12 protein-coding genes are annotated in these 14,242 nt (G+C 51.9%); 8 read left to right on the top strand and 4 right to left on the bottom strand.

Annotated elements, in window-relative coordinates; all coding sequences use genetic code 11:
• Positions 1–2 precede the first annotated feature (2 nt).
• Positions 3–725: a Crp/Fnr family transcriptional regulator gene (locus ACTJJS_RS22990; protein ID WP_440665386.1), complete on the bottom strand. Its 723-nt coding sequence runs from the start codon at positions 723–725 to the stop codon at positions 3–5.
• Between the two features lie 30 nt (positions 726–755).
• Here ACTJJS_RS22990 and ACTJJS_RS22985 point away from each other — a divergent pair, with 30 nt between their 5' ends.
• Entirely contained in the window at positions 756–1,457 is a 702-nt protein-coding gene (locus ACTJJS_RS22985; protein ID WP_440665385.1) for a Crp/Fnr family transcriptional regulator, read from the top strand.
• A 1-nt stretch (position 1,458) separates the two neighbouring features.
• Here ACTJJS_RS22985 and ACTJJS_RS22980 read toward each other — a convergent pair whose 3' ends face one another.
• The 3 genes from ACTJJS_RS22980 to ACTJJS_RS22970 are packed head-to-tail and all read right to left on the bottom strand — an operon-like array spanning position 1,459 to position 3,038.
• Positions 1,459–2,193 (bottom strand): YoaK family protein, encoded by a 735-nt coding sequence (locus ACTJJS_RS22980; protein WP_440665384.1) that lies wholly within the window; start codon positions 2,191–2,193, stop codon positions 1,459–1,461.
• 13 nt (positions 2,194–2,206) lie between these two features.
• Positions 2,207–2,428: a hypothetical protein gene (locus tag ACTJJS_RS22975; protein ID WP_440665383.1), complete on the bottom strand. Its 222-nt coding sequence runs from the start codon at positions 2,426–2,428 to the stop codon at positions 2,207–2,209.
• A gap of 10 nt (positions 2,429–2,438) precedes the next feature.
• On the bottom strand, positions 2,439–3,038 hold the full coding sequence (locus ACTJJS_RS22970; protein ID WP_440665382.1) for a methyltransferase domain-containing protein: 600 nt from the start codon (positions 3,036–3,038) through the stop codon (positions 2,439–2,441).
• A 248-nt stretch (positions 3,039–3,286) separates the two neighbouring features.
• Here ACTJJS_RS22970 and ACTJJS_RS22965 point away from each other — a divergent pair, with 248 nt between their 5' ends.
• The 7 genes from ACTJJS_RS22965 to ACTJJS_RS22935 all read left to right on the top strand — a co-directional run bounded on the left by ACTJJS_RS22965 (position 3,287) and on the right by ACTJJS_RS22935 (position 14,172).
• Positions 3,287–3,898: an RNA polymerase sigma factor gene (locus ACTJJS_RS22965; RefSeq protein ID WP_440665381.1), complete on the top strand. Its 612-nt coding sequence runs from the start codon at positions 3,287–3,289 to the stop codon at positions 3,896–3,898.
• Positions 3,899–3,971: 73 nt separating this feature from the next.
• Positions 3,972–5,144: a FecR family protein gene (locus ACTJJS_RS22960; RefSeq protein WP_440665380.1), complete on the top strand. Its 1,173-nt coding sequence runs from the start codon at positions 3,972–3,974 to the stop codon at positions 5,142–5,144.
• Between the two features lie 145 nt (positions 5,145–5,289).
• On the top strand, positions 5,290–8,730 hold the full coding sequence (locus tag ACTJJS_RS22955; RefSeq protein WP_440665379.1) for a TonB-dependent receptor: 3,441 nt from the start codon (positions 5,290–5,292) through the stop codon (positions 8,728–8,730).
• 30 nt (positions 8,731–8,760) lie between these two features.
• Positions 8,761–10,443, top strand: a complete 1,683-nt coding sequence (locus ACTJJS_RS22950) for a RagB/SusD family nutrient uptake outer membrane protein (RefSeq protein WP_440665378.1) — start codon at positions 8,761–8,763, stop codon at positions 10,441–10,443.
• Between the two features lie 41 nt (positions 10,444–10,484).
• Positions 10,485–11,510 carry a hypothetical protein gene (locus ACTJJS_RS22945; protein ID WP_440665377.1) on the top strand — a complete coding sequence of 342 codons (1,026 nt, stop codon included), beginning with the start codon at positions 10,485–10,487 and terminating at the stop codon, positions 11,508–11,510.
• 25 nt (positions 11,511–11,535) lie between these two features.
• Positions 11,536–12,741 (top strand): glycoside hydrolase family 27 protein, encoded by a 1,206-nt coding sequence (locus ACTJJS_RS22940; protein WP_440665376.1) that lies wholly within the window; start codon positions 11,536–11,538, stop codon positions 12,739–12,741.
• A gap of 3 nt (positions 12,742–12,744) precedes the next feature.
• On the top strand, positions 12,745–14,172 hold the full coding sequence (locus ACTJJS_RS22935) for a hypothetical protein (RefSeq protein ID WP_440665375.1): 1,428 nt from the start codon (positions 12,745–12,747) through the stop codon (positions 14,170–14,172).
• Positions 14,173–14,242 lie beyond the last annotated feature (70 nt).

Raw genomic sequence — 14,242 nt, 5'->3', positions numbered from 1 at the left:
CTTCAGGAAGATAACGGTTCTCCGCAACCGGAAATCTCCACCAGCTTTTTCACGTCAGTGATGCAGATTTTCTTGCCGGCAATAGTAAGCACGCCGGCTTGTTTGAACGCTGATAAAAAGCGGGTCACATTTTCAACGCCGGTACCTACCATGTTGGCAAGATCGGTGCGGGGTATCTGTATCAGGATGTCTTCGCCTGCCGGGGTCTCGTCCTTAAACTTCTCCCGTAAAACTATCAGGGTAATGGCTAACCGCTCCTGTACAGACCGGTGGGTGAAAGCGGAAATACTGTTGGTGAGCACGGTAAACTCATGGCTCAGCGTTTTCAGCAGGCGCCGTGCGAGGGTGCCGGACCGGTTCAGCAGTTGCAGAAAATCATCTTTCGGTATAAAAGCAATGATGCTCTCTTCCAGGGTAGCGGCAGAGTCGGGATACCTGCCTCCGGCCAGGATGGCGTGATACCCTACCAGTTCACCGGTATTGGCCACATAAATGATCTGCTCTTTTCCTTCTTTATCGACCCGGTATTTTTTGACTTTCCCTTTTTGAATATAGTAGATACCGAAGGCTGGCGCGGCTTCGCGGAATATCACTTCTCCCTTGTTATAACGTTGGGTGGTCATTAGTGAGGCAAGGGCAGCACGTTCCTCTTCCGGCAGGTTGCTTAACACAGACCGGGAGCGGAAATTCCATTTATCAATAGGAAACAGGCCAGATAAACTCATAGCAGGCCAAAGGTAAATTTTAATTTTAAAATGCTAGTTTTGGTCGCAATGAGCAAAGGTGTCTTTCCGATAGACCAGTGGGATTTCAGAAGTGAATCCGTGTTGATGGACCTCCCACAGGAGGTGTACGACCGCCTGATGGTCCATAAGACAGAGCGGGTATATGAACAGCATGAAATCCTTTTCCGGGAAGGAGCTTTCCCTTCCGGGATATTTTATATTGTCAGGGGGAAGGTAAAAAAATACAAAGCCAACAGGGAAGGGAAAGAACAGATTGTTAACCTGGCCCATACCGGTCAACTGGTGGGCTATCATGCTGTTCTCTCTGAAGAACGTTACCCGGATACGGCCGCTGCGCTGGAAAAAAGCATGATCGCTTTTATACCGAAGGAAGATTTCCTCAATGCGCTGGACCATTCGCCACTGCTGACAACCCGGTTGCTGACTACCCTGAGCCATGAATTTGCGGTATTGGTCAATAACCTCACCATGTTCGCCCAAAAGTCGGTCAGGGAGCGGTTGGCGCTACAGCTGCTGATCATGCGGGAAAAGTTCCGGGATGACACCATTAACCTGAACAGGGAAGACCTGGCCAACCTGGTTGGCACGGCCCGTGAAAATGTGATCCGCGCACTGGCGGCTTTCAGGGAAGAAGGCCTGGTGGAAACAAAAGGCCGCAAAATTATCATCCGGGATGTGGACAAACTGATGGCGATCGCCAGCGCCCCGTGAACTAAGCCGCTGCAGGCGCATGTATGCGCCGCACCATCTTCCTCAGCCGCACGCGGAACAGGTCATAAAACATCGCTATCAGCAGCACACCGGCGGGTAGATAGAAAGTGTAATAAGATAACCGGAGAAAAGCAAACCCGCCTACAATACCTCCTCCCAGGAAAAAGAAAATGATGACCAGCCGGAGAATAATTTTTTTCCGGACATCGGTATTGCGGGATGCCGGATTAAACAACAAGGTATGGAGATCGATTCCAAGATCGGTGAACATGCCTGTCAGGTGCGTGGTACGCACCACATACCCCGAAATAGTGGATACCAGCGCATTCTGCATACCCATCGCAAAGAGCAGGCTGCCCGCAAAGTACTCCGTTTGAAGAATGCTTTGGCGGTAGGTATGCCCGAATGTGCCCACCAGTATAAGGATAAACATTTCGCAAAGAATGGGGATGATATAACCCCATCGTCTGAAAGGCCCGGTTTTACCGGTAAAAACGCTGGAGAAAAAAGCGCCTGCCAGAAAAAGCAACAACCATAACGCCACCATCCGGGCCGCCCTGAAATCGCCGGTGGCCAGCTTGTGGGCCAGCAGCGCGGCGTGCCCGGTCACATTGGTGGTAAGCACGGCGAAAGCGAAAAGCCCCGCCGCATTTACCATCCCTGCAGTAAAACACAGTAGTACCGCCAGTCGTAGGTTATGTTTGTAATTTCTTTTTCTTCCGGTGTGGCGCAACATGGCAGAGAGCTGTTTATTGCAGTTCAGGACATCCCCGGAGACAGATCAGCGCATAGCGGAAACTGCTCCATTGCGTGCTGTCCCATTCCAGCGGGGACTGCTGTTCCAGCCATATTTGCAGTTGAGCGGCCATATCATCGTGGGTGATGCCGGAGATAATTTGCGTCACCTGTTGTTTGTCTGTTGCCTGTTTTAATGCTTCAATCGTTGTTGCTATATGCTTCTCTGTTATCATGATGATTTTTTTAAGATCGTTTTACCCACATTTTCAGCAGGAAGTCCCCACTGGCGTCTACCAGCTGATAAGTTGGCGGTATTTCGTCTTCGAGGCTGTGAAAGGTGACCACCCGGGTGCCGCCCGGCTTATGGGCCAGTCCCTGGAACATTTGCCGGCAATAGTAATGATACAGGCTGGCGGAGTATTCCGTGTCCTGATCGATATGGCCGTCTTCGGCCAGGTTCTCAAAAAACGCGTTGTAAAAGTAAAAGTGGTCGAAGTCGTCAAAGTCTATCTGGGTAACGTTTCCATGGATAAACTGTACGTTTTCCACACCTGTCAGCCGCTGCGCGGAACGAGCGAAGTTATGCAGTTCTTTACGTTGTTCGATGCCATAGAAAGTACTTTCCGGGTAGTGGTGGCCGCCTATCAGGCAGAATTTGCCTACGCCGCTGCCTACGTCGAGGATGCGGTCGCCCAGGCCTGTAGCCAGAAAGCGGGCTGCTTTGCGGGCTACTTCCACTGGTGTCCAGTGCCGTCTTGATAATTGCTGGATTCGTTGAGGGTACAGCCAGTCAAAAGCTGCGTCATTTACATACCACGTCGGGCTTGCGGTTATTTCATTCATACCGGGTGCAAAGTTAGGCCACTGTGGCGTTAACGGCGCTGATACTTTTCAGGAAAAAAGCTGCAAAAAGTCACTTTTTGATATCTTCCGGGAGGGTAATATTTGCGAAGAAGCGGGTAATTTCTGAGAACAACGTACTTTGAATTCCTCCTAAATTTAATACCTTGGAAGAAATTTACAACCAGAATAATTGATCGCATGCCGGATGGGCTTTGGATAAAGGCCTACCGGTTTTATCTGTTTTAAAATTGCCAACCGTCCTACTATATGATGATACGGCCCTTTTTAAAAAGGTGGCCCAGGGTGATGAAACGGCTTTCCGGACACTCTTCGACCGATATTGGGATACCGTGCACGGGGTTGCTTTGGCGTTGACCAAATCGGCCACCACGGCAGAAGAGATGGCGCAGGACGTTTTCGTGAAGTTATGGCTGAAAAGAGATAAACTCGCGGCAGTAGCCAATTTCGAAGGCTACCTGTTTATAGTGGCACGCAACCATATCTTCAATTCTTTCCGCAAAAAAATACAGCTCACTTCGTTTACCGATCACCTGTTGGAATATGCTGCCAGCCATATGGCAGCCGCCGGTACGCCGGACGAACGGTTGCTATACAATGAACTGGAAACGCTGGTAACGCAGGCGGTAGACCAAATGCCGCCACAACAACGTTCTGTATACTGCATGAGCCGCCAGCAGGGCCTTAGCCAGGAGGAGATCGCAGACGCCCTGCATATTTCCCGGCATACCGTTAAAAGCCATATGAACAAAGCACTGCACCTGATCCGTAACTACCTGCGGGAACATGCTACCATCGAAATGCTGCTTCTCTTTTATTTTATGGCGATGAATGCCCGTTGAAAAAAAATTTTCTTCCAACTCATACCATCACTTTTTATCGGTGTCTTTATAGACACAGCAACCACCATTGCACATGGAACAGGCACGTTTGAAAACACTGCTGCAGCGCCATCTTGACAATTCCCTTCTGCCGGAGGAGCTGAAGGAACTGATCGCTGCACTGCAACAGGACACGCACCAGGACACATTTTTACAGGAGTTGCAACAGGCGCTGGCAGGCGGCGCCTATGTCACGCCCACTGATGCGGAAAGGAAGGATGTTATTTTTCGCAATATCCTCCAGAAAGCGGAGGAGCAGGAAGCAGCCTCGCTATTGCCACCGGCGAAGCACCGCATCTCCCTGTGGAAAGCGGCCGTGGCGGCTATGGTGATCATACTGGCAGGGGGAGCTGCCTACCTGGCCCTAAGTCACCAGTTGGCTGGCCATCGCCCGGCACTGGCCAGCCAGGATGTGCAGCCAGGCGGTAACAGAGCCCGGTTGCTCCTCGCTGACGGCAGTTACGTTACCCTCGACAGTACCAACAAAGGAGCCCTGGCACAACAGGGCAATGCTACCGTATCACAAACAGGCGGCGGTCAGCTGGCCTACGATGGCAGCAATACCAGTGATAAAGACATTGTATACAATACTGTTTTCACGCCCCGCGGCGGCCAGTTCCGCATCGTATTGCCAGACGGTACCAAAGTATGGCTTAATGCCGCCTCATCACTGCGTTTTCCGACTACTTTCCCGGCCAATGAACGCCGCGTGGAAGTGAACGGGGAAGCCTATTTCGAAGTGGCGCAACGGGAATCATCTCCCTTTAAAGTGATGGCGCGGGGCACGGAGGTAACCGTGCTGGGCACACATTTTAACGTGAACGCCTATACTGACGAAGCATCCGTTAATACCACGCTGCTGGAAGGCCGTGTACGCGTAGCCCATCAGGCGCACACTGTAACCCTTGTGCCTGGCCAACAGGCGCAGGTAAAAGAAGATATCCGCATATTGGAACAGATAGATACCGATGCGCTCCTGGCCTGGAAAAACGGCCGCTTCTCCTGTAATGACATTCCACTGGAAGCCATCATGCGGCAAATCAGCAGATGGTACGATGTACAGGTGGTTTTTAAAGACAATATTACCGATACCTATAGCATAGAAATTTCCAGGGACGTACCCCTGTCTAAACTGCTGCAATTCCTGGAATTGAGCGGGGGCGTACATTTTGAAGTCAATGAAAAAACAATTATCGTAAAAAAATAAAGAAAGACAACCATTCACGCAGTTATCAGATGCAATAAAAAACCGGGCAGTGTTCGCGGCACCACCCGGCGGATTGTTGGATCAGGACACTTATACAATCATTTTCGGGACTGCTAATTGTTTACATCCAAACTTTAACAAAAGTATGCAAAATGTTCTTTGTAATTCCACATTACTGAAAGACTGCCATGCCCCGGAACCACGGCGGCAACAGGCATTCACGGCCAAAATCGGGTTGATCATGAGGTTGACATTTATTCTTATGGTGGCGCTGATCATGCAGGTACAAGCTGCCACCAGCGCTCAGACAATTACGCTCTCGCTGAGAAACGTTCCGCTCAGGACGGTGTTCAAAGCTATCAGCCGGCAGGGCGGCTACAATTTCGTTTACAACAATAACCTCCTGCAACAGGCGGGCAAGGTGGATGTTGAAGTCAGCAACGCTCAGGTGGAGGACGTGCTGAAACAGGTTTTCCGTCATCAGCCGGTGACTTATGAAATTATCGATAAGACGGTCATTATCCGGAAACCTGCCGCTGTAGCAGCCCCGGCAGATAATGCCCGCCCCGCTGCGCAGGCTGCCACCGTCCGCGGCCGCGTGACAGACGAAAAAGGAGAGCCGCTCATCGGTGTGACCATCCAGCTGAAAGGCGCCGCTGCCGGCGCGGTGACCGGCAACAACGGCGAATTCCAGATCAACGTGCCGGACAATTCCTCCGGTATCCTCGTCTTCACTTTCCTCGGGATGGAAAGACAGGAAGTCCTGATCGGAAAACGTGTACACGTGGACGTAATACTGAAAAGAGCGGTGGCACAGCAACAGGAAGTGGTGGTAGTAGGTTACGGCACCCAGAAAAAAGCCACCCTCACCGGCTCCGTGGCCACCATTAAAGGTGAGGAAATTGCCCGGGTGCCAACAGCCAACGTGTCCAACGGACTGGCAGGCCATATCCCCGGCGTTATTGCCAATAACCGCTCCGGCCGACCGGGCGACGACTACTCCGCTATCAGCGTGAGAGGCTTCAACTCCTTCAGTGGCGGCACTGCACCCCTCATCATCATCGACGGTATCCCCGACAGGAACATGGACCGTATCAATCCAAATGATATCGAAAGTGTGACCGTGCTCAAAGATGCTTCTGCGGCCATCTATGGGGTACGTTCCGCCAACGGTGTGATATTGATTACCACTAAAAGAGGTAAGACAGGCAAGCCCACCATCACTTATGAAGGTACTTATGATATCCAGCAGCTCACCCGTATGGACCACCGCGTGAACGCCTGGCAATACATGACCTACTACAACGAACTGAGTGGCTACCAGGGAACTTCTATCCCTTATAAACAGGTTGACATCGATAAGTATAAAGCCGGCAACGATCCCAACTACACCAGCACTGACTGGCTGCGTACCGTGTTCCGGAAGAACGCGCCCCAAACCAATCATAGCATCTCCGTAAGAGGCGGCAGCGAGGCGGTGAAATTTTTCCTCTCCGGCCAATACCTTTCCCAGCAAAGCAACTGGGCCAACAGCGATGAGAATTTCAAAAACTATAACCTGCGTTCCAATATCGACGCGTCTATCTCCAAAAACCTGAAACTGACGCTGGATGTTGCCGCCAGAAAGGAAGACCGCACCTATCCCGCACTGAGTGCAGGAAGCATCCTGCATGAAACGGTGAGCATGTACCCATTTATCCCTGTACAATGGACAAACGGACTTCCTTCTGCCGGCATCGCCAACGGCCGTAATCCCTATACCATGACCTCCTCCGCAGCGGGGTATGATAACGTGACCGATCTCTTTGTACAGCCTAAAATCGGTTTCGACTGGCAACTGCCGGCCATCGTGAAAGGCCTGTCCATCAGTGGTTACGCCGCTTTTGACTACCGCCAGCGCAGCGAGAAAAATTTTAACCGCCCCTGGGACGCCTATACGTACAGTCCCGCTACCAATACCTACAACAACCAGAAAGCCAGCACGGCTATCCTGAGCCTCACCCAGGATGAACGCTCCTATAACGAAAACACCTACTTCTACAAAGTCTCTTTCGACAGAACATTCGGAAAACACAGCATCAACGCTTTTGCCGGTTATGAACAAACAGCTTCCACCTACCGGCAAACCATCGCTTTCCGTAAAAACCTGCTGAGCGATCAGCTGGACCAGCTCTTCACCGGGGGGACCGTTGACCAGAACGCCAATGGCAGCGCCAGCCAGGACGGCCGTGAGAGCTACCTCGGCCGGCTGTCCTATACCTATGCCGATAAATACCTGGCCGAAATAGTAGGCCGTTACAACGGGTCTTTCAACTTCCCGAAAGACAGGCGCTGGGGCCTGTTCCCGTCCGTATCGCTCGGATGGCGCATCTCTGAAGAAAACTTCTTCAAAGACAATGTGAAGTTTATCGACAACCTCAAACTGCGCGCTTCATGGGGCATCATGGGCAGCGATGCGGTAGCTAAATATCTCTACCTCGCCCGCTATTCCCTGGTGAGCAATATGAGCTATGATTATTTTTACAGCCCGAGAGAATATAATACCTACTTCGGGTCTGGCTATACAGAGGCGACAGCATTGTACCTGACTTCCGCCCCCAACACCAACATCACCTGGGAAAAACAGGACACCCGTAACTTCGGCCTGGACGCGACATTGCTGAATAACCACTTAAGCGTGACCATCGATTATTTCCGCAACGTGCGTAAAGACATCCTGGCGCCCAGGAATGCATCTGTACCGCTGTATACCGGTCTTATCCTGCCGGATGAAAACATTGGCAGAACACTGAACAGAGGCTTCGATTTTATCGTGAACTACAACGGACAGGCACGTGCCGTGAAATACAATGTGGGAGCCAACTTCACCTATGCAAAAAGCAAGGTGCTGTTCCGCGACGAGGCACCCAATATCCCCGATTACCAAAAATCTACCGGCCTGCCTATCGACTCCTGGGTAGTCTTTGAAACCAAAGGCATCTATCATACACAGGAAGAGGTGGATAAATCGCCGCATATGGCTGGCGCCAAAGCGGGCGACCTGTGGCTGGTCGATAAAAACGGCGACGGCGCCATTACCTACGATGACCAGGTACGTATCCCTGAATCCGCCACACCTAAAATCGTATTCGGTATCACCATGGGCGCTGAATATAAAGGCCTGGCAATAGACCTGGTATGGGCCGGACAGACAGAAGCCAAACAGCTGATCATCCCGCAGGGACAGAGCGCGGTGGTAGCGCCGCCGCAATGGCTGTATGACGGCCGCTGGACGCCGGACAACCCGAATGCCGAATATCCCCGCGCCTTCAACTCCAAAGATCCCCGGAACAACGTATATGCTGACTTCTGGCTGGTAGATGCTTCTTTCCTCCGCCTGAAATCCGCACAGATTTCCTATAACATCCCGAAAAACCTGTACCGCAGTATTGGCATCGAAAATATCCGGGTGTTCGTAAGTGGCTTCAATCTCTTCTCCATCGACAAGATGAAGAAATTCTACCGCGATCCGGAAACCAATGATATCACGGGCGTCAACTATCCGCAGACAAGGATTTATCGCGCTGGTATCACCATCGGCCTGTAACCACTTTTATGACATTTAAATTTATCTACTGTGAAAAGAATATACCGGAGAATAGGCGCTGCATTATTTACTGCTTTGTTTTTCATGGCCTGTCAGAAAAATGTGCTGGATAAAGTGCCGCTGGACTCGTTCTCAGACGAATCTGTCTGGAAAGACCTTCGTCTTGCCCAGGCCTTTGCCGATTTTCAATATAACATACTGCCCAGCGCCGGTCACTACTGGAATAACCTGAGTAACCGCTCCTGGGCCCTCTCCTCCGCCTGTGATGAAGCCTTCAACAGGTTTGATGATTACAACGCCTTTGTCATGAATTCAGGTTCCCTTACACCAGACAACCTGAACAACTTTGACATCTGGGAAGAAACATACAAACGTATCCAGGATTGTAATCTCTTTCTGTCCAAAATAGACGGCGTACCCGGCGATGATGCCGTACGCGGCCGGTTGAAGGCTGAAATCACGTACCTGCGTGCCTATGCCTACTTTAAGCTCATCAGCGATTATGGCGGCGTGCCGCTGGTGACCAAACCTTTTGACCTGAACAGTAATTTCGCCATGTCGCGCAGCACTTTCGATGAGTGCGTGGCTTTCATCGTAAAAGAATGTGATGCCGCGGCTGCTGTGCTGCCCGGCAGCTACGGCAACAGTGCGGCCGAATTGGGTAGGGCCACCAAAGGCGCCGCGCTCGCATTGAAATCACGGGTACTGCTATACGCTGCCAGCCCGCAATGGAATACCGGCAATGATAACGCCAGATGGCAACAGGCATCCGATGCTGCCAAAGCAGTGATCGATATGCCCAACTATCAGCTGTTTACCGGTAAGTATCCGCTGCTGTTCACCACTTACAATACAGAGCTGATCATGACCCGCGGCACCAACAAACAGTACCAGTGGTCCTCTTTCCAGGGCGTTGAAATGTTCCTTGCCCCGAATGGTTTCCGCGGCTGGTCGTCTTTTGCGCCCAGCCAGGGCCTGGTGGACGCTTTCGGAATGGCCGACGGTAAAGACATCAGCGACCCTGCTTCCGGCTATGATCCGCAGCACCCGTATACCAACCGTGATCCCCGCTTCTATCAGGATATTCTTTGTGATGGCCTCCCTTACGGCAGACCGGAATATTTCAAAGACCGTTACGATGCCGGTCATAGTAACGTGGTGGAAACCTACGAAGGAGGCCTCGACACTGAGACAGGCTGGGACACCTGGAACTCCAGCTTTACCCGCTACAGCTTCCGCAAATACCAGGATACCACCTATAACTACCGTGTGGAAACACAAACCAGCAAACTCTGGGTGATAGCACGGCTCTCCGAAATATACCTCAATTATGCAGAGGCAGAGTTCCATCTCGGTCATGAGAACGTAGCCCGCCAATACCTGGACCTGCTGCGCCACCGCGCCGGCATCACCACCGACCTGCCCGCTGCCCTCAGTGGCCCTGCCCTGCTGAAAAAAATCCAGAATGAAAGACAAATAGAGCTGTGCCTGGAAGGACACCGCTATTACGACGTACGCCGCTGGAAGATCGCCGATGTAACAGAAAACAAACCACTGAATGGCGTCGTGATCGTGAAGAACGCCGACGGTTCCAAAACCTATACCGTCACCAAAGTACAGGACCGCGTGTTTAAGCCGGAACATTACCTCCTGCCTATTCCCCGCGATGAGATCAGAAGAACAAACCTGCCTCAGAATCCAGGATATAAATGATAACCATTAAAGTGGTCAAGCGCATGAAACACCGATGCATAATGACACTACTGCTGGTAATACTGGGGGCGTGCAAAAAAAGCACCGCCCCCGACGGCGGTAGTCATCAAAATGATAAAATACAACTCGCTGTCACCGCCCCGGAGACAGGCTACATCTACCTCGACGGCGCATACACCGGCGTGCAGGCACCCGGAAATATCGCCGTTACCGCCGGCAAACACATAGTCGGCGTGGCTTTACGGAACTCGTGGCAGTACCTGCGGAAAGAAAGCAATGTAACTGCTGCGGCTACACTGAATTTCACGGCAGCAGACCAGCCCGCGCCTAAAGTATGGAAAGCGCTGTGGATAGGCCTGTACGAAACAAAAGGCATTTCCGGCACCGGCGATTGCAGTACCCATTTTTCCCAGGCGGAACTGAATATGGGCTATGACTTTTTCCAGTGGAGCATTCAGCAGCACTTTGAGAAATATGCCTATAACACCATCCACTGGGACATAACAAGGAAAGACATTACACAGGCAGTACCGCTTACACACGGAGCGAACGGCAATTTCACCGTAGAACCGTCTACCATCGCGGCATTGATGCCGGAGATACAGCCCGGGGCCTATGATTGTGTGTTCGTTTTCTGGCGGGAAAGTGAAGGCGCCTGCAGCTTTAAAAGCAATTACTTCGGCCTCGCATGGACCAATCCGCTGAAGGAAAACATCAAAACCGGCTATGTTACGGTTAAGTTCGACGCCGGCGCCAGCCTGGCAGACAGGATCAACTACTACAAAACCACTGATCCGGGCGTATGGCTGCACGAGTGGCTGCATACCGTAGGTGAAAATTTCTACCAGGACAAAGGCCTGCAATTGCCGGCCAAAGCAGGCGACGGCCTCGTAGTACACGCAGCGGAAATGTATAACTACGTTTTCCCGTGGATGGACTGGTACCGTGATTTCATGGCAGGCAGTGTGGTCAACGCCAGCGGCTCGCCACGTTACCTTGGCATCGGCCCGGAAGCTTTCCTGGGCTGCTCTGTCCGCGAAAAAGCAACCAATACCTGTAAGGATTAATCGTTCACCATCTCACAGAAAAAAAATGAAAAAACTGATATGCGGTATACTGGCACTAGCGCTGATGCATACCGCCAACGCACAGAAATTTGAAGGGCTGGCGCCTACGCCGCCTATGGGCTGGAACACCTGGAATACTTTCCAGGCCGATATGAGCGAGCAACTGATCATGGAAACGGCCGACATCATGGTGTCTTCCGGCATGAAAGACGCCGGCTACATTTACCTCGTCCTCGACGACGGCTGGATGACCATGGAACGCGACAGTCTCGGTAACCTCGTGCCGGACCCGAAGAAATTCCCGCATGGCCTTAAAGCCGTGGTGGACTATGTACACGCCAAAGGACTGAAATTCGGTATGTACAACTGCGCCGGCACGCTCACCTGCGCCAAATATCCCGGTACCCGCGGTTATGAATACCAGGACGCGCGCAATTATGCAGCGTGGAACATCGACTACCTGAAATACGACTGGTGCAATACCAAAGGCATCAACGCCCGCGAAGCATATACCACTATGAGCAACGCGCTGCGCAAGGCAGGCCGCCCGATGATATTCAGCCTGTGCGAATGGGGCGTTAACAAGCCATGGGAGTGGGGCGCTCCGGTAGGCCAGCTATGGCGTACCACCGAGGATATCTGGCAGGTGTTTGACTCCGTACACAGCCACGGCACCTGGGACGCCCTCAGCGTGATGCGCATCGCCGACCTGCAGGATACACTGCGCCGCTATGCAGGCCCCGATCACTGGAATGATCCGGATATGCTGGAAGTGGGTAATGGAATGACCTATGAGGAAGACAGGACGCACTTCTCCCTCTGGGCCATGATGGCTGCTCCGCTGATGGCCGGTAATGATATCCGTAAAATGACGCCCGCCACAAAAGCCATCCTCACCAATAAAGATGTGATCGCCATCGACCAGGACCCTTTAGGCGTACAGGGGTTCAGATTCTCCGGGAAAGACAGCCTGCAGATATGGTTTAAACCCTTGCAGCACGGCGATTGGGCCGTTTGTTTCCTGAACCGCGGCAGCCGTGAGACCGCCGTGAATTTCAACTGGAAACAAACAGCGGTGGTGGATAACGTTTTCCACTATACGTTAAAACAGGATATCAACTACACCCTGTACAACGTATGGACAGGCAAAAACGAAGGCACTACCAAAAAGCCGTTTACCGCTGCCATCAAACCACATGATATAGTGATGTTCCGGTTAAAGCAACAGTAACCCATGAAACGATTTCTATTGGCATGCTGCCTTGTCAGCAGCAGCATCACGGCCCTTTCGCAGGGCGCCGTTTTTATTACTACCGATACGGCGGTACAGCAGGCTTACCGCTGGGCTGCCGGTATGGTACAACATTACCGGGGCAATCCGAATGACGCCGTTGGTCCCTGGTACGAGGCCGCTTTGCCTTCCCGCAACGCCTTCTGCATGCGCGATGTGGCACACCAGACCATCGGGGCGGCCATCTGCGGGCTGGATAAGGAAAACAGCAATATGCTGCAGGCATTTGCCACGCACATAGACGAAAAAAGAGACTGGTGCTCTTATTGGGAGATCAACAAATTTGGTCTTCCTGCGCCGGAAGATTATCGCAACGACCGGGAATTCTGGTATAACCTGAACGCCAACTTCGATGTGATGTTCGCCTGTTTGAAGTTATACCGCTGGACTGGCGATCAGTCGTATATACAACATCCTGTGTTCGTTCGTTTCTTTGAGAAAACGGTGAATGAATACATTGACCAGTGGGTGTTGCAGCCGGATTCCCTTTTCACCAGGCCGCTGCATCCCAATGCCCCCGTGCCTTTCAATAAACAGGACTATTTCCATCGCTGCCGTGGGCTGGCCTCATATGTGGAAAATGTCCCGGACCTGAAAATGGGCGTGGACCTTATCGCGGCCATCTACCGGGGATTATCTTGTTACGCTGCCATACAGTCACTGAACGGTGATACCGCTAAAGCGGCCCTGTATCATAGAAAAGCAGATCAATACCGGGAAAAAATAGACGCTCACTGGTGGAATGCCGCTGATCATCGTTACTATACATGGTACAACGGCGCCGGTCAGTTCGGAACAGGAGAAGGAGAGATGTTCCTCCTCTGGTTCGATGCACTGAAAGACACCGCCAGAAACAACCAGACGATGGCACATCTGCTGGCAGGCCAATGGAATGTGGAAACTACTTCTTATCTGCCGGTGATCTGCTACCGGCAAGGCTACTGGCAACAGGCCCGCAACTATATCCTGTGGCTGTCTAATCCGGCCACGCCGCGGCGGGAATATCCGGAAGTGTCTTTCGGCGTAGTGGAAGGCGTGATACATGGCCTGATGGGCATAGAGCCGGATGCGGCATCACAGCGCATTACCACCCTCTATCGGGGCAACGCTGCAGATACCGCTATTGCACAGGGATTGAAAGTGATGAATACCGGGATAACGGTAACGCATACCGGAAAACAATCCACCTTTCAGCATACAGGCAAACAAACGTTGATTTGGCGCGCTGCTTTTGCGGGCAGGCATGACCGTATCATGGTGGGGAACACGTCCAGGGAAGCCAGTTTCAGGACAGACAACAACGGACATACCATTTCTTTTATAGACCTGAAAGTGCCGGCCGGTAGTATTATAAAGGCCCGGATAAAATAAGGAAGAAAGACACCAAAAAGGCCGGAAAGCATGTGCTTCCCGGCCTTTTTTATTTTAACCCGGATTTCGG

It is taken from the genome of Chitinophaga sp. 22308, assembly GCF_052045305.1.
Lineage (GTDB): Bacteria > Bacteroidota > Bacteroidia > Chitinophagales > Chitinophagaceae > Chitinophaga > Chitinophaga varians_A.
This window is presented reverse-complemented; position numbering and strand designations above follow the sequence as displayed.